This window comes from Arthrobacter glacialis (genome assembly GCF_002909445.1).
Lineage (GTDB): Bacteria > Actinomycetota > Actinomycetes > Actinomycetales > Micrococcaceae > Specibacter > Specibacter glacialis.
In genome coordinates, this window is the sequence record NZ_PPXC01000011.1 from 1 (window position 1) to 15237 (window position 15237).

At 60.8% G+C, this 15237-nt stretch carries 16 protein-coding genes; 12 read left to right on the forward strand and 4 right to left on the reverse strand.

What is annotated here, in order from left to right; all coding sequences use genetic code 11:
* Nucleotides 1–135: 135 nt before the first annotated feature.
* Nucleotides 136–711, reverse strand: a complete 576-nt coding sequence (locus CVS27_RS13775) for an NADPH-dependent FMN reductase (protein ID WP_103466337.1) — start codon at nucleotides 709–711, stop codon at nucleotides 136–138.
* Between the two features lie 75 nt (nucleotides 712–786).
* Here CVS27_RS13775 and CVS27_RS13780 point away from each other — a divergent pair, with 75 nt between their 5' ends.
* From CVS27_RS13780 to CVS27_RS13825, 10 genes are all read left to right on the forward strand, one after another.
* Entirely contained in the window at nucleotides 787–1341 is a 555-nt protein-coding gene (locus tag CVS27_RS13780) for a MarR family winged helix-turn-helix transcriptional regulator (RefSeq protein ID WP_243400191.1), read from the forward strand.
* A 59-nt stretch (nucleotides 1342–1400) separates the two neighbouring features.
* Nucleotides 1401–2621, forward strand: a complete 1221-nt coding sequence (dxr, locus tag CVS27_RS13785; protein WP_103466338.1) for a 1-deoxy-D-xylulose-5-phosphate reductoisomerase — start codon at nucleotides 1401–1403, stop codon at nucleotides 2619–2621.
* Between the two features lie 17 nt (nucleotides 2622–2638).
* The gene (locus CVS27_RS13790) at nucleotides 2639–3970 is read left to right on the forward strand and encodes a M50 family metallopeptidase (RefSeq protein ID WP_103466339.1); all 1332 of its coding nucleotides are present in this window, start codon (nucleotides 2639–2641) and stop codon (nucleotides 3968–3970) included.
* A gap of 81 nt (nucleotides 3971–4051) precedes the next feature.
* Nucleotides 4052–4684, forward strand: coding sequence for a MarR family transcriptional regulator (locus CVS27_RS13795; RefSeq protein ID WP_103466340.1), 633 nt, complete (start codon nucleotides 4052–4054; stop codon nucleotides 4682–4684).
* A 61-nt stretch (nucleotides 4685–4745) separates the two neighbouring features.
* Nucleotides 4746–5216: a hypothetical protein gene (locus tag CVS27_RS13800; protein WP_103466341.1), complete on the forward strand. Its 471-nt coding sequence runs from the start codon at nucleotides 4746–4748 to the stop codon at nucleotides 5214–5216.
* 9 nt (nucleotides 5217–5225) lie between these two features.
* The gene (locus tag CVS27_RS13805) at nucleotides 5226–5519 is read left to right on the forward strand and encodes a YciI family protein (RefSeq protein WP_103466342.1); all 294 of its coding nucleotides are present in this window, start codon (nucleotides 5226–5228) and stop codon (nucleotides 5517–5519) included.
* Nucleotides 5520–5648: 129 nt separating this feature from the next.
* Nucleotides 5649–6815 (forward strand): flavodoxin-dependent (E)-4-hydroxy-3-methylbut-2-enyl-diphosphate synthase, encoded by a 1167-nt coding sequence (gene ispG, locus CVS27_RS13810; protein ID WP_103466481.1) that lies wholly within the window; start codon nucleotides 5649–5651, stop codon nucleotides 6813–6815.
* Nucleotides 6772–7665 carry a GNAT family N-acetyltransferase gene (locus CVS27_RS13815; RefSeq protein WP_103466343.1) on the forward strand — a complete coding sequence of 298 codons (894 nt, stop codon included), beginning with the start codon at nucleotides 6772–6774 and terminating at the stop codon, nucleotides 7663–7665. The genes ispG and CVS27_RS13815 overlap by 44 nt, the downstream gene beginning before the upstream one ends.
* Nucleotides 7666–7872: 207 nt before the next feature.
* Nucleotides 7873–9900: an oxidoreductase gene (locus CVS27_RS13820; protein ID WP_103466344.1), complete on the forward strand. Its 2028-nt coding sequence runs from the start codon at nucleotides 7873–7875 to the stop codon at nucleotides 9898–9900.
* Nucleotides 9901–9908: 8 nt separating this feature from the next.
* The gene (locus tag CVS27_RS13825; protein ID WP_103466345.1) at nucleotides 9909–10481 is read left to right on the forward strand and encodes a PadR family transcriptional regulator; all 573 of its coding nucleotides are present in this window, start codon (nucleotides 9909–9911) and stop codon (nucleotides 10479–10481) included.
* Here CVS27_RS13825 and CVS27_RS13830 read toward each other — a convergent pair.
* From CVS27_RS13830 to CVS27_RS13840, 3 genes are all read right to left on the reverse strand, one after another.
* The gene (locus CVS27_RS13830) at nucleotides 10478–10750 is read right to left on the reverse strand and encodes a hypothetical protein (RefSeq protein ID WP_103466346.1); all 273 of its coding nucleotides are present in this window, start codon (nucleotides 10748–10750) and stop codon (nucleotides 10478–10480) included. The genes CVS27_RS13825 and CVS27_RS13830 overlap by 4 nt on opposite strands.
* Before the next feature lie 95 nt (nucleotides 10751–10845).
* Entirely contained in the window at nucleotides 10846–11601 is a 756-nt protein-coding gene (locus CVS27_RS13835) for an ABC transporter permease (RefSeq protein WP_243399887.1), read from the reverse strand.
* On the reverse strand, nucleotides 11598–12410 hold the full coding sequence (locus CVS27_RS13840) for an ABC transporter ATP-binding protein (RefSeq protein ID WP_103466347.1): 813 nt from the start codon (nucleotides 12408–12410) through the stop codon (nucleotides 11598–11600). The genes CVS27_RS13835 and CVS27_RS13840 overlap by 4 nt, the downstream gene beginning before the upstream one ends.
* A 217-nt stretch (nucleotides 12411–12627) precedes the next feature.
* On the opposite strand from CVS27_RS13840, the gene CVS27_RS13845 reads away from it, so the two are divergent.
* Nucleotides 12628–12852, forward strand: coding sequence for a hypothetical protein (locus CVS27_RS13845; RefSeq protein WP_103466348.1), 225 nt, complete (start codon nucleotides 12628–12630; stop codon nucleotides 12850–12852).
* A gap of 259 nt (nucleotides 12853–13111) precedes the next feature.
* Nucleotides 13112–14905, forward strand: coding sequence for a proline--tRNA ligase (locus CVS27_RS13850; RefSeq protein WP_103466349.1), 1794 nt, complete (start codon nucleotides 13112–13114; stop codon nucleotides 14903–14905).
* The last annotated feature ends 332 nt before the right edge of the window (nucleotides 14906–15237 follow it).

Below are 15237 nucleotides of genomic sequence, written 5' to 3' on the forward strand. Positions count from 1 at the left end.
GAACTATGCGGACGCATGAAAAACTCCCCGGAAGTAAAGATCTGAATTAATCAGTCCAACTTCCGGGGAGCAGTTCAACCAAAGTGCAGGAGCGTTCGGTAAAACCACCCCGTTGCTGCAGGAGCGTTGGGATATTTAGACGGTTGTCAGGGCGCCTTCACGGACAGCCTTCATGGCGTGGGTCCAGGCAACCAACTGGTCGAACATGGGGGCAACAGATGCGGCCTGCAGTTCGGTGGGCTTGAAGGTGGAGAAGTTCTCGAAGTCGGTGAACAAGGAGAACATGCCCGTCTTCTGCACGTGGGCAACCTGGAGTTCGGAGAGGATTCCGCGCAAGTGCTCCATGGCCCTGACACCGAAGGCTGAGCCGTAGCCCACCATGCCGGCAGCCTTGTTGTTGAACTCAACGTTCAGGTATGAGATGGCGTTGGCCAGGGCAGGCTGAACGGAGTGGTTGTATTCGCCGGTGATGAAGATGTAGCCGTCGAACTCGTTCATCTTCGCTGCCCAGACCTTGGTGTGATCGTTCTGGTAGTTCTGGTAGCCGGCGGGGTACGCCTCATCCAGAACGGGCAGGTTAAAATCGGCAATGTCTACCAGCTCGTAGTCAGCATCTCCGCGCAGCTGTGCCTGGGCCAAAACCCACTCGGCAACTCCGGTGTTGTTGCGGCCGGGGCGGGTGGAACCGGTGACGATAGCGATCTTAGTCATGCGCGTTGCTCCTTGAGATTGATAACCCGCCACCATAGATAGGTGACGTGTCAACTAAAACTTGATGTTTCTGTCATGAACCAGACATACTTGATATGTCAACTACTACGTAACAACCACTTGAGGGACGTCATGGCTGCACCGGAGATCACGGCAGAAGCAATCGCAGAGCCGCGCTGGCTCACCGAGAAGGAGCGCCAGCTTTGGCTGGAGCTGGTGGAATTCAGCAACGGGCTTCCCCGGGCCATCGACAGGCAGCTCAGCCGAGACTCCGAGGTATCAGGGGTGGAATATTCCATACTGGCGTCCATATCCGAGGCGTCCCCCGACGGTGTGCGCTCCGGTGATTTGGCGGCCCGGCTGCAGTGGGAGCGTTCACGACTTTCACATTTGCTGCGCCGCATGGAGGCCCGGGGCCTGATTGGCCGCTGCGCAGCCAGCACCGATGGCCGGGGCCAGGAAATTTCCCTGACTGAGGCCGGCTGGGCCAAAATTCGCAGCGCAGCGCCAGGGCACGTGACCATGGTGCGCGAGACCATTTTCGACCCGATCAGCGTGGCCCAGCAGGAACAATTGCTCCTGGCCATTGGGAGGATCCGAGAAGCTTTCACCGAGCGCGGACTCTGGTGATCCCAGCTGATCTGCGAGGGGAGCCGCCGTCGTGCGCCAAGTGCGGAATACTTGTAACTATGGCGCATCGTAAAGTGATCATCCTCGGCTCAACAGGTTCCATCGGCACCCAGGCGATCGACGTGATCGAACAAGCAACCCTGGCGGACGGCAGCCCGCGCTTTAGTGTGACTGCCCTTAGCGCTGGCGGTGGCAACTTGGAATTGCTGGCGCAGCAGGCCGTGCAGCTGCGGGTTTTGGCGGTTGGAAGTGCCTCGGACGACGCCGGGACCTTGCGTTCCCTGATCGACTCAAGTGCCGCTGCGGCCGGCTTGGCAGGCTTCGCGCCGACGATTGTCACGGGCCCGGACGCCTCCACCGTCGTCGCAGCATGGGGGGCGGGAACCCCAGAGGGCGCCGACGTTGTTCTCAATGGCATTACCGGCTCCATTGGCCTGGCCCCAACCCTGGCCGCCCTGGGCACCAGTGCAATTGTGGCGCTTGCCAACAAGGAATCCCTGATTGTGGGCGGCGCCCTGGTCAAGGATGCGGCATCGCCCGGGCAGCTGGTGCCCGTCGATTCGGAGCACTCGGCTCTGGCACAGGCCCTGCGATCCGGCACGGCGGCTGAGGTGGACAAGCTAATTGTGACGGCCTCCGGCGGGCCCTTTCGTGGCCGTAGCCGTGAAGAATTGGCCGACGTGACTCCGGCCCAGGCGCTCAAGCACCCCACTTGGGACATGGGCTTGATGGTCACCACCAACTCCGCCACACTCGTCAATAAGGGCCTGGAGGTCATTGAAGCCCACCTGCTCTTTGACGTACCGCTTGATCGCATTGAAGCCGTGGTGCACCCGCAATCGGTGGTGCATTCCATGGTGCAGTTCACCGACGGGTCCACCATGGCCCAAGCTTCGCCCCCGGACATGCGCCTGCCCATTGCCTTGGGTTTGGGTTGGCCCGAACGCGTTCCGGGAGCCGCAGTGCCGTGCGACTGGAGCATGGCAACCACTTGGACCTTTGAGCCGCTGGACAACGTGGCGTTTCCCGCCGTCGAACTTGCCAAGGATGCTGCGCGGCGGGGGAGTACGTGCCCCGCCGTCTATAACGCCGCCAACGAGGAAGCCGTCCATGCCTTCCATGCCGGAGAGATAGGCTTTTTGGATATTGTGGACACTATTGCGCAAGTTCTCAGTGAACACACACCGAGTTCGCAGCTGACGCTCGAATCCGTGTTGGAAGCTGAACTCTGGGCGCGCGCGCGGACCCACCAAGTGCTGGCCACCAAGGGCAGAAAATAATAGGGACAAGAAAGTAAATCGTGACTGTATTGCTTTTCATTGGCGGAGTGGTCTTTGTGGCCATTGGGATCGCCCTCTCCATCGCCTTGCACGAGGTGGGCCACCTGCTGCCCGCAAAGCTGTTCAAGGTCCGCGTGACCCGGTACATGATTGGCTTTGGACCCACCCTGTGGTCCAAGAAAAAGGGCGAAACGGAGTACGGCATCAAGGCCATTCCAGCCGGTGGTTATGTTGCCATGGTCGGCATGTACCCGCCGAATCCCGCCGATGGCAGCGTGCGCCCCTCCAGTACGGGCATGTTCCAGACCATCGCCACCGAGGCGCGCAGCGCTGCGCACGAGGAAGTGGGTCCGGAGGACGCCAATAGGGTGTTCTACAAGCTTCCCGTATGGAAAAAAATCATCATCATGCTGGGCGGGCCGTTCATGAACCTGCTCATTGGTGTGGTGCTCATGGGTGTGTTGTTGATGGGCTTTGGGACAGCTCAGGCCACCACCACGTTGGCGGACGTCAACGCCTGCCAGGTGGCTTTTGGTGAACCGACGCCCACGGATCTAAACAATTGCACCAAGACGCCGGCAGCTGCCGCAGGGTTGCGGCCCGGGGACACCATCAAGTCCTTCGACGGCAAGGATGTCACTAACTGGACCGCTTTCACCGACGACGTGCGAGCCTCAGCGGGCAAGACTGTCCCCTTGGTTTACGTCCGCGGTGGGGAACCCATCACCACCAACATCACTCCCGTCCTCACGGCGCGGCCAGTCATTGACGCCAATGGTGTGGCCAAGGTGGATGCCGACGGCAAGGCAGTCACTGTGCAGGTAGGGTTCCTGGGCGTTGGGCCCAGTGCGGCCATGGTGCGCCAACCGGCGTCGGCCGTTCTCCCTGCCGTGGGGAACAACATTGTCCAGATCGGCGGGGTGGTTTTCCAACTTCCGCAAAAGCTGGTGGGCGTGGCCCAGGCGGCGTTTAGCTCCGAACCCCGGGATCCGAACGGCCCCATTTCAGTGGTGGGTGTGGGGCGCGTTGCCGGGGAAGTTGCGGCCATGGAGGAGATTCCGTTGAGCTCCCGGGCGGCCACCTTGATTGGCCTGCTGGCTGGTGTAAATCTTGCCCTGTTCGTGTTCAACTTGATTCCGCTGCTCCCGCTCGACGGCGGACACGTGGCGGGTGCGCTGTATGAAGGTGCGCGGCGCACTGTTGCCAAGGTCTTCAAACGCAAGGATCCTGGGCCATTCGATATTGCCAAGCTGCTGCCTGTCACCTACGTTGCGGCCGTGGTGCTCATGGCCATGGGTGCCTTGCTGATCTACGCCGACATTGTGAAACCCGTCAACTTGTTCGGATAGATGTTGCTGCCGGGCTACTCGGCTCCCATTAGACATCCAAAAATGATTGATAGTTGATAAACAATCAATTATGGTTTATTCATGTTTGTGATGACTATTGACCAGCGCGGCAGCCGGATCCATGGCGACAAGGTGCCTCCGCTGCTAAGTCTGTTGGCTAACCTGGATATGGTCCTGCCCTTTGAACGCTCCGTGGGCGATGAAATTCAAGGCGTCTTTGAGGAACCCAGCGCTGTTGTTGAAGCGGTGGCCCGAGTTCTGCGGGAACGCGACTGGTATATAGGTATTGGCCTCGGAGGTGTGGACCTGCCCCTGCCCAAGAACTCCCGGGAGGCATCTGGGAGCGCTTTCGTAGCGGCTCGGGAAGCTGTGGAGGCAGCCAAAAAAACGGGGGAGCGCGTGCCGCTCCGCGTCAAGACGCCTCTCGCTGCTGCTGCCGCTGCACGATGGGTTGATGCTGCCGAAGCGGTCCTGGTCCTGGCCGGAGATGTGATCAGGCGCCGGTCCGAGGCCGAGTGGCGGGTGCTTGACGCATTGGCGGCTGCACCGGCTGCTTCCCAAAAGGATGTGGCCCAACAACTCGGCATAAGCCCCCAGGCCGTCAGCAAGGCCATAGTGCGCTCCGGCCGTCACGAGGTGCGTCATGGCCGTGAAGCGGCGACCCTTCTCTTGGAGCACGCGAAACAAGCACACAATGTCGGTGCCACACGCTAGTTTAGAGACCACAGTTGTTCCAGCGCCCTGTTCGGGGGATTCGCTGGATGAGGGAGGTTCCGTGGATGCTGTCTGGATAGGCGTGGCACTTGTTGTTGCGGTGGCCGGAGGGTGGCCTGTGACAGCTGGACTCCTCAAATTTGCCACATCAAAAACCGTCCGAGCTGTGGATGACGCAGAGTCCGGAGTCGCCGACGCGTCCGAGGGGCCAGCTGAAGCGGGGTCGGTAACTGCGGTGCCTGAGGCCTCGGCACTGGAGACCTCGGCGCCGGACGCTTCGGCGCCGCGCCCGCGGGTTGAAGTGCTGCGCGGCGGGTTGCTCATTGGGTTCTTGGAACGTGGGGCTGTGGCGGTGGCCATATTTTCCGGTCAGCCGGTGGCCATCGCCTACGTTGTGGCCATCAAGGGCCTGGGCAGGTATCCGGAACTGAAAGACACCCCGGCAGCCAGTGAAAGGTTCATCATTGGCACGCTGGCGTCAATGTTGTGGGCGGCCAGCGTTGCTGCAGTCACAAAAGCACTCCTACTATAGGCTGAATCCATGTCTATTTTTGCTGTTGAGTATGTTTACGGTCCCGAGGCTGAAGATGGCCGCGTGGAGCACCGCCCCGCCCACCGCCAGTGGTTGGCCGGCCAGGCTGAAGCTGAAGTGGTTCTCGCCTCCGGGCCCTACGTTGATGGGGCTGGCGCCTTGCTGATTTTCCGTGCGGCGGATGAAGCCTCCCTGCGTGAACTAGTGGCGCAGGATCCAATGTGCTCAGGCGGGGGCGTTACCGGCCTGAAGATTTCCGCGTGGAATCCCGTCATTGGCCAGCTCAGCGGCTACGTGGCATAGGCCTCACTCGTCCGCCAATGGCGGGGATCAAGCCTACAATCAATGGTAGATACTGCGAGATTCCTTAGCGGCGCCAATCACTGGTGCCCGTGCCGCAATATTTGAATAATGAACTCCAAGGAGCATATTTTGACCTCCGTCAGTCTCGGAATGCCGCCACTGCCCCCGCCGGTACTCACACCTCGGCGCAAAACCCGGCAGATCAAGGTCGGCCCTGTAGGTGTTGGCTCGGATTCGCCCATCAGCGTGCAGTCCATGACCACCACTCCCACCACTGACATCAACGCAACGCTGCAGCAAATTGCTGAACTGACGGCATCGGGTTGCGACATTGTGCGTGTGGCTTGCCCGTCCCAGGATGACGCTGACGCGTTGCCCATCATTGCCCGCAAGTCACAGATTCCTGTCATCGCCGACATCCACTTCCAGCCCAAATACGTTTTTGCGGCCATCGAAGCGGGCTGTGCAGCCGTACGCGTGAACCCCGGAAACATTCGCAAGTTTGATGACCAGGTCAAGGAGATTGCCCGGGCCGCCAAGGACCACGGCACCTCAATCCGCATTGGCATCAACGCCGGTTCCCTGGAGCCGGGCATCATGAAGAAGTACGGCAAGGCAACACCTGAGGCATTGGTGGAGTCCGCCGTGTGGGAGGCGTCCTTGTTTGAGGAGCACGGCTTCTACGACTTCAAGATCTCCGTCAAGCACAACGACCCCGTCATCATGGTGGCAGCCTACGAGATGCTCGCCGAGCAGGGCGACTGGCCCCTGCACCTGGGCGTCACCGAGGCGGGCCCCGCATTCCAGGGCACCATCAAGTCGGCAACGGCCTTTGGTGCACTGCTCTCCAAGGGCATTGGTGACACCATTCGCGTGTCCCTTTCCGCCCCTCCGGTGGAGGAAATCAAGGTTGGCAACCAGATCCTGCAGTCGCTGAACCTGCGCCCGCGCAAGCTGGAAATTGTGTCCTGCCCGTCCTGTGGCCGTGCCCAGGTGGACGTTTACAAGCTGGCCGAAGAAGTCACCGCAGGCCTTGAAGGCATGGAAGTTCCCCTGCGCGTGGCTGTCATGGGTTGCGTTGTCAACGGACCCGGCGAGGCACGTGAAGCAGATCTCGGTGTGGCCTCCGGAAACGGCAAGGGCCAGATTTTTGTGAAGGGAGAAGTCATCAAGACTGTTCCCGAGGATCAAATTGTTGAGACACTCATTGAAGAAGCCATGAAACTAGCCGAACAGATGGAGTCCGATGCCGATGACGCGACTCTCCAAGGTGGCCCCGTGGTTAGCGTTTCCTAAGGCGCCGCAACAACTGCCGGTGCGCGTCCTGGTCCATGCGGACACGGACGCGCTCCGGGGCTTGATAGCGCGCGATCGCGTGGCCAACGTGTTTGTCGATTCGCTGATCGCGCAGAGCAACAGCGCTGTGCCTGCCTTCCCGGGCGCCATCATGCTTGGCATTTTTAAGGACGACGGCGTAACCCTTGCCGCTGCTTGTTGGGTGGGTTCCAATGTGGTGCCCGTCGAAGCAACCGCGGAGCACGCCACGCATTTTGGCCAGTGGATTGTTGATCACTGGCAGCCCCGGGCCTCCATTTTTGGGCCTGCCGAGGCGACGCTAGCCTTGATGAACGTGCTGCACAAGGCAGGCATTTCGGCCCAGGAAATCCGGGCCAACCAACCTCTTCTGACCATTTCTGGCCCTCCGCTGGTGGAACCGAACCCCGCCTTGATCGTGAGCAAGAGCAGCCAATTTAGCGAGATCCTTGCCGCCGCTGCCGCCATGTTCGAAGAGGAAGTGGGGTACTCGCCGTTTCTCGGCGGGGAGGAAAGCTACCGCCGTCGCGTTGCCTGGCTGATCAACCACGGCTATTCCTTCAGCCACGATGAGCCCAGCGGCGAGATCATCTTCAAAGCTGATCTTGGTGCCGTCACCAAGTACGCCACCCAGATTCAAGGGGTGTGGATGAACCCTGAGTACCGTGGCGCCGGGCTCAGTCCCGGATACATGGCAAGCGTTGTTGTTTTGGCCCAAGCCCATGCGCCCATCACAAGCCTCTACGTCAATGACTACAACACTCGCGCCCGGGCAAGCTATGAGCGCGTCGGATTTGAACAAGTAGGCACCTTCGCCACGGTTCTGTTCTGATCCCGCAATCTTCTGCGCTGAATGGACAGACAATGCCGTTTTGCCGCATCATGGCGGCATTGTCTGTCCAGTCAGGAGTTCGGTGTGGCCGTGGCCCGGCATCGGGCGCCGGACTGGCCCCAAATCTCCGCACCAATATGGCCATGTAACCCACATCACCAAATACGCGCTACGATTATGCAACTTGTTGCGCAAAGGAGTGCATTGATGAACGCTGGCCAGTACCCCCACTTGTTCGCCCCGCTGGATTTGGGTTTCACCACCTTGCCCAACCGGGTGTTGATGGGCTCCATGCATGTGGGGCTGGAGGAACGCCCCGGCGGCTTTGAGCGCATGGCGGCGTTTTACGCCGAACGCGCCCGCGGGGGAGTGGCACTGATGGTGACAGGCGGCATCTCACCCAACGATGCCGGCCGGCCCATGAAGGGCGGAGCCAAGCTCAGCACACCCGAAGAAGCAGAGCACCACAAAGTGGTCACCGAGGCGGTGCATGCAGAGGGCGGGAGGATCGCCTTGCAGCTGCTGCACTTTGGCCGCTACGCATCACAAAAGGAGCTGGTGGCACCCAGTGCCGTGCAGGCACCCATCAGCCCGCTGACTCCGCATCCCCTCAGCGCTGACGAGGTGGAGCAAACCATTGAGGACTTTGTCCACGCCGCCCAGCTGGCCCAGTCGGCAGGCTACGACGGCGTGGAAATCATGGGGTCCGAGGGTTACTTGATCAATGAATTTGTAGCCAGGCGCACCAACCACCGCAGCGATGAGTGGGGTGGATCGTACGCGAACCGGATGCGTTTCCCTGTGGAAATTGTCCGCCGCACCCGTGAGCGGGTGGGGGAGAATTTCATCATCATCTACAGGCTCTCCATGCTTGATCTGGTCGAGGACGGCTCTACGCTGGAGGAAGTCATCGCTCTGGCCCAGGCCGTAGAAGAGGCCGGTGCCACCATCATCAACACCGGCATCGGCTGGCACGAGGCTCGAATACCCACCATCGCAACCTCCGTGCCACGGGCAGGTTACGCGTGGGTCACCAAGAAGGTCATGGGATCTGTCAGTATTCCCTTGATCACCACAAACCGCATCAACACCCCGGATGTGGCCGAGCAGCTCCTTGCCGACGGCACAGCCGACATGGTCTCCATGGCGCGGCCGTTCCTGGCTGATTCATTCTTCATGCGCAAAGCCCAACAGGGCCGCAGCGATGAGATCAACAGCTGCATTGCCTGCAACCAGGCCTGCCTGGATCACACCTTCGCCGGGAAAACGTCGTCGTGCCTGGTCAATCCGCGCGCGTGCCACGAAACCGAGATCGTCATTGCGCCCACGCAGGAGCCCAAGAAGCTGGCGGTGGTTGGCGCCGGACCCGCCGGGCTGGCCTTTGCTGTCACGGCTGCTGAGCGCGGCCACCACGTGACGCTCTTTGAATCGGCAGCTGAGATTGGCGGCCAGTTCAACCTGGCCAAGCAAATTCCGGGCAAGGAGGAATTCCACGAAACCATCAGGTATTTTGCCCGCCAAATCCAGCTGCGCGGTATTGAATTACGCCTGAACACCCGGGCCACGGCCGAGTCTCTGAGCGCTGAAAACTTTGCCGAGGTGGTGCTGGCCAGCGGTGTCACCCCGCGCCTTCCCGAGCTCGACGGCGTGGACCATCCCAGCGTCATGAGCTACGTGGACGTGCTGCGGGAAAAGAAGGACGTGGGTGCCACTGTGGCGATCCTGGGAGCCGGCGGCATTGGTTTTGACGTGGCCGAGTACATCACCCAGCACGGCACCAGCGCCACCCTGGTCCCGGAGAAGTTTTACCGCGAGTGGGGCATTGACGCGCAGTACACCGGCGCCGGCGGCATCACCACGCCTGAACCGCAGCGCCCGGACCGCCGGGTTGCCCTTTTCCAGCGCAAGGAAACCAAAGTGGGCGCCGGCCTGGGCAAGACGACAGGCTGGATCCACCGCACAGCGTTGAAAGCCAAGGGCGTGCAGATGGTCCCGGGTGTGGAGTACCAAAAGATTGACGACGCCGGACTCCACCTGCGCGTCAACGGCACCGACACTGTCCTCGCCGTCGATACCGTGATCCTGTGCACCGGGCAAGAACCACAGCGTGAACTGCAGGCCGGGCTGGAAGCCCGGGGCGCCGTCGTGCATGTCATTGGTGGGGCGGATGTGGCGGCCGAGCTCGATGCCAAGCGGGCCATCGACCAGGGCACCCGGCTCGCGGCAGGGATCTAAGGAAAGCCATGGCTTTGGCACAAGCAATCTTGACCTCGCTGTTGGAAAAGCCCTGCACGGGGGCCGAATTGGCGCGCCGCTTTGACAAGTCGCTGGGTCATTTCTGGCAAGCAACGCACCAGCAGATTTACCGGGAATTGGGGAAGCTGGAGCAAGACGGGTTGGTCCGGGCCCATGGCCTGGCGGCAACGCGCGGCCAGCAGCGGCACTTTGAAGTTCTCGCAACAGGGAAGGCTGCACTGGAGTCATGGTGTGCCGAACCGGGGGAGCCGCGCCCCATCCGGGACGAACTTCTGGTGCGCCTGCGGGCGGCAGCGGTTTTAGGCACCGTTGATGTGCGGGTCGAGCTGCTGCGCCACCAAGGGATGCATGCACAGACGCTGGATCGCTACCTGGCCATTGAGGCGAACGATTTTCCGGCTGATGCCCAAAAAACTGTGGCTGATGAGTTGCAGTTTGCTGTTTTGCGGGCAGGAATTGTGTACGAGCAGTCGTGGCTGAACTGGTGTGAGCAGACTCTTTCGCACGCGCCCGCAATCCAGAAACCGGCACTTGTGGAGGTTTGGCCTCCCGCGGATTAGCTGCTGGCGGATTCCTGCTCGGCGGCCTGGGCTTTGAGGGCATGGGCGGTGGACTCAAGCAGGGATGCCGTCTGGACAATGACGGGAGCATACGATGACTGCCAGGCGTGCCGGAAAACAAAGGCGTCGGGACCTTCCCAGCGCAGGTTGTTGCTTATTCGGGCGCTCAACTCGTTCAAGACAGTCAGGAGGACGGTGTGCGCCCGTTCCAGCTCGACGGCGAACTGCCGTAAATCCTCCGGGGCTGCACCAAGATGGCCGGTGCTCATGGAAACTCCTGCAATCTGCCGATACGTTGAACCTCCACAATAGGTTGCGGCGGACTCAACAAGCCATGGGCAGAGCTACCCATGACCCTTTGGGCTCAGGTGCTCTGGCGCCGCAACGTCAAGGAAGCCAGCAACAAACCGGCCACCACAAAGGCGGCCACCACCATAAGGTCTGTCACCAGATCGGCGCTCGGATCTTTGTGGGCGGCAACTTCCTGCAAACCATCCACGGCAAAACTCAGCGGCAAAACGTTGGAGATGGCCTCCAAAACACCGTTCATCTGATCACGTGCCACAAAGAGGCCACACAGCAGGATTTGCGGAATCACCACAACAGGCATGAACTGCACCGCCTGAAACTCGGTGGTGGCAAACGCCGAACACAACAGCCCCAACGCCACACCCAGAACTGCCGTCAGCACGGAAATTAGCACCACCCAACCAGCATTTCCAGCGATCTTCAGCCCAAAAACCCAGTACGCGGTAGCCGCGGCCACCAAGGCTTGCAGACCGGCCATGATGGAAAATGCCAGGGCGTAGCCAAACAACAAGTCAGCCTTGTGGATGGGCGTTGTCAAAAGGCGTTCCAGCGTTCCCGAGGTCCGTTCCCGCAACATGGTGATGGAGGTGACAAGGAACATCACCACAAACGGGAAAATGCCCAGCATCATCAACCCCACCCGGTCAAAGGTGCGTGGCTGCCCGGGGGCCAAGGCCTCGTTTTGGTACAGCCAATACACCAGTGCCAACAGCACGGCGGGGACCACAAGGATCAGCCCAATGCTGCGGGGATCGCCCTTGAGCTGTCCCAGTACGCGAACACAGGTGGCCCACATCATCGAGAGATTCATGACGCGGCGCTTCCTTCGGATTCGGCTGCCTGGATGAGTCGCAGGAAGGCCAGCTCAAGATCGTCCGTCTCACCCTGGACGCGCAGTTGCCCGGGCGTCAGCTGTGCCAACAGCATGCCCTCCCGCAGGAGCAACAGCGAATCGCAATGCCCCGCCTCTTCCATGACGTGGCTGGAAATGATGAGCGTGGTGCCCTCCGCCGCCATCTCTGAAAACTGTTTCCACAGGTCAGCCCGCAGCACGGGATCCAGGCCCACAGTGGGTTCATCCAAGACCAGCAGCTTTGGCCTGCCCACCAGGGCGCAGGCCAGTGAGACGCGGCTGAATTGCCCGCCAGACAAATCCCCGGCCTTGCGTTTGGCAAACTCGCCCAACCCCACAGCCGCCAGCACAGCATGGGCGTCTTCCCTGCCGCGGCCATGCACAGCCCCAAAATAGCGCACATTGTCTACAACACTGAGGTCCTTGTACACGCTGGCTGCCTGGGTGACGTAGCCGACGTCGTTCCTGTTCTGCAGGTCTCCTGCCGGACGTCCCAGAACACTGACCGTCCCCGCGGTAACTTTTTGGACGCCCACCAGCGCCCGCATCAAGGTGGTCTTTCCACTGCCAGACGGTCCCAGCAACCCCGTGATGCGGCCCTGCTGGATGTTGAAGGACACATTTGCCAGCACGGTGGTCTTGCCGCGGTGAACACGCAAGCCCTCAACGCTGACAGCGATGGGGCCGTTGGTGCCCGAGGGATTGGCAGGGACCGGGAGGGGGGCGAAAGGACCGTCGGGGGCGGGCAACTCTGCTTTGTGAGACATCAGGGCTCCAAGATTGCAGGTGCATGAACCTATCCACTCAAACTAGACCCGCCGTGAACAGCTGTCCAGCAAAGCCCCCACCAGAAGACATATTCGCAGACACGGTGGAAATGCTTGAAGTTGTGCACGGTCGCCACGTAGTTTGGCAGAGGCTGCACTAGCAAAGTGCGCATTCCATATTCATGTGGAATTGAAGTGAACTGAAAGGACCTACCTCATGGCAGTTTCGGTTAATTTGGCAAAGGCACTCGACAAGGAATTCGAGGACAAGTCATTGGACGTAATTCTCGACGCCTCACCGGCGGCGCTGGCTGGCATCACTGACGCCAAGGCAGCGGCTCTGAAGGAACTTCTAGGCATTAAAACAATTCGCGAGCTGGGCAGCAATAAGTTCTTCGCAGTCGCCGGGGTACTGGTGGCCCTGGAAAACAAATCAGGCTAGTCCCTGATCTCTCCCCATGTGCAGCCGCTGGCGCGTCTGCACATGGGGACCCCTCGAGATCAGGGGCCCATAGGTGGGTGGACCCCTCGGGCGTGTGGGCCCATAGGTGGGTGGGGGCCTCGGGTGCGTGGGACCAGCCGTGTTTGCGCCCCTCCTCGCGGGCGCGTGTGCCATCGCATTGCTTGAACCGGTAGATTAGAGTCCGTGCGTCTGTATCGACGACGGCACCTACCAACTTCAAGAAATGGAAAATTCGCCCGTGGCACTTCGCCTTTCCACACTCTTTTTACGTACCCTGCGTGAAGATCCCGTCGACGCCGAAGTGGACAGCCACAGGCTCCTGCTGCGTGCCGGCTACATCCGCCGCGCGGCGCCGGGCATCTACACGTGGCTCCCTCTGGGCCTGCGCGTGCTGCGCAAGGTTGAAACCATTGTGCGCGAAGAGATGGACGCGATCGGTGCCCAGGAAGTCCACTTCCCGGCTTTGCTGCCCAAGGAGCCCTACGAGCAGACCAACCGTTGGCAGGAATACGGTGACGGCATCTTCCGTCTCCAGGACCGCAAGGGTGCTGACTACCTGCTGGCCCCAACGCACGAGGAAATGTTCACGCTGCTGGTCAAGGACCTGTACTCCTCGTACAAGGACCTGCCGCTGAGCCTGTACCAGATCCAGAACAAGTACCGCGACGAGGCCCGTCCCCGTGCAGGCCTCCTGCGCGGTCGCGAGTTCATCATGAAGGATTCCTACTCCTTTGACATTGACGACGCCGGACTGGAAGCCAGCTACATGGCCCACCGCGGTGCCTACTTGCGTATTTTTGAGCGTCTGGGCCTGGAAATCATCCCGGTTGCAGCCACGGCTGGTGCCATGGGTGGTTCCAAGAGTGAAGAGTTCTTGCACCCCATGGCCATCGGCGAGGATACTTTTGTGCGCTCGGACGGCGGTTACGCTGCCAACGTTGAGGCTGTCACCACTGTCGTGCCCGAAGAGATTGATTTCAGCAACGCAGCTGCAGCCCTTGTCCGCGACACCCCGGACACACCCACCATTGACACCTTGGTGGACGCCGCAAACCAGCTCGCACCGCGTGCCGAAGGCGCTTGGACGGCTGCCGACACGTTGAAGAACGTGGTCCTGGCCATTGACCTGCCCACGGGCGAGCGCCAGATTGTTGTTGTTGCCCTGCCGGGTGACCGCGACGTTGACCTCAAGCGCATCGAAGCCAACATTGGCACGCACCTTTCCATCGGCGGTGAAGTTGGTGTTGAAGCTGCCGGCGAAGCGGACTTGAAGAAGCACCCGGGCCTCATCAAGGGCTACATTGGCCCTGGCCTGAGCCTGGCTGCAGCTGTCTTGGGTACCGAAGCTGCCACCAAGCTGCTGTTCCTTGTTGATCCCCGCGTAGTATCGGGCACCAGCTGGATCACCGGCGCCAACGAAGAAGGCAAGCACGTGTTCGGCCTTGTCGCTGGCCGCGACTTCACCTGGGACGGCACCATCGAGGCCGCCCAAGTTCGTGAAGGCGATCCCGCCCCGGACGGATCCGGACCCCTGGAAACAGCCCGTGGCATTGAAATGGGCCACATCTTCGCCCTGGGCACCAAGTACAGCAAGGCCATGGACCTGAAGGTCTTGGACCAGAACGGCAAGCTCGCCGTTGTCACGATGGGTTCCTACGGCATCGGAGTCACCCGTGCAGTTGCTGCCTTGGCCGAATCCAACCACGACGACAAGGGCCTGATCTGGCCCTCCAACGTTGCTCCCGCCCACGTGCACGTGGTGGCAGTGGGTCGCGGCGAGGAAATCTTCGACACGGCAGCCCAGCTGACCGCCGATCTGGAAGCTGCCGGACTGGAAGTCATTTACGATGACCGTCCCAAGGTTTCTCCCGGCGTGAAGTTCGGCGACGCTGAACTCCTCGGTGTCCCCACCATCCTGGCCGTGGGCCGCGGACTGGTGGACGGCGTCGTGGAGATCAAGAACCGCGCCACAGGTGTTGCCGAGAACGTGGCAGTGGCCGAGGCCGTTCAGTACATCCTCGACCAGCAGTAACACCACAACTGGCCCGCAGAAAACGGCGAAAATTCGCTATTTTGGCGCGATTTTCGGCGTTTTCTGCGGGCCACTTTGAGTTGCCTTGGCTATGCGCAGCGCTGGCAGCCAGCGAGGCGCAGCTTGGTCACTGGCGCCACGCTAGGGGACTGCAGTGCGCATGAGCAAAGCTATGTCAGGGTATGCGCCGCACTCGTGTCTAGGGCGGCGCATAACCTAGGGCGGCCCTTGCTCACGGTGCAACCTCAACTAGGCATCGTCAATAACGATGATTTGATACTGCGCCAGAAGAATTATCGCTTGCCACGGCAAGGACGAAGCGATCACGAACT

Excerpts from the sequence above, each read along its gene's own strand:
- CVS27_RS13825 (WP_103466345.1), top strand. The coding sequence starts at position 9,909 with ATGGCTTTGGCACAAGCAATCTTGACCTCGCTGTTGGAAAAGCCCTGC.
- CVS27_RS13840 (WP_103466347.1), bottom strand. The coding sequence starts at position 12,410 with ATGTCTCACAAAGCAGAGTTGCCCGCCCCCGACGGTCCTTTCGCCCCC.
- CVS27_RS13795 (WP_103466340.1), top strand. The coding sequence starts at position 4,052 with ATGTTTGTGATGACTATTGACCAGCGCGGCAGCCGGATCCATGGCGAC.
- CVS27_RS13830 (WP_103466346.1), bottom strand. The coding sequence starts at position 10,750 with ATGAGCACCGGCCATCTTGGTGCAGCCCCGGAGGATTTACGGCAGTTC.
- CVS27_RS13820 (WP_103466344.1), top strand. The coding sequence starts at position 7,873 with ATGAACGCTGGCCAGTACCCCCACTTGTTCGCCCCGCTGGATTTGGGT.
- CVS27_RS13815 (WP_103466343.1), top strand. The coding sequence starts at position 6,772 with ATGACGCGACTCTCCAAGGTGGCCCCGTGGTTAGCGTTTCCTAAGGCG.
- CVS27_RS13835 (WP_243399887.1), bottom strand. The coding sequence starts at position 11,601 with ATGAATCTCTCGATGATGTGGGCCACCTGTGTTCGCGTACTGGGACAG.
- dxr (WP_103466338.1), top strand. The coding sequence starts at position 1,401 with ATGGCGCATCGTAAAGTGATCATCCTCGGCTCAACAGGTTCCATCGGC.
- CVS27_RS13805 (WP_103466342.1), top strand. The coding sequence starts at position 5,226 with ATGTCTATTTTTGCTGTTGAGTATGTTTACGGTCCCGAGGCTGAAGAT.
- CVS27_RS13775 (WP_103466337.1), bottom strand. The coding sequence starts at position 711 with ATGACTAAGATCGCTATCGTCACCGGTTCCACCCGCCCCGGCCGCAAC.
- CVS27_RS13845 (WP_103466348.1), top strand. The coding sequence starts at position 12,628 with ATGGCAGTTTCGGTTAATTTGGCAAAGGCACTCGACAAGGAATTCGAG.
- CVS27_RS13780 (WP_243400191.1), top strand. The coding sequence starts at position 787 with ATGAACCAGACATACTTGATATGTCAACTACTACGTAACAACCACTTG.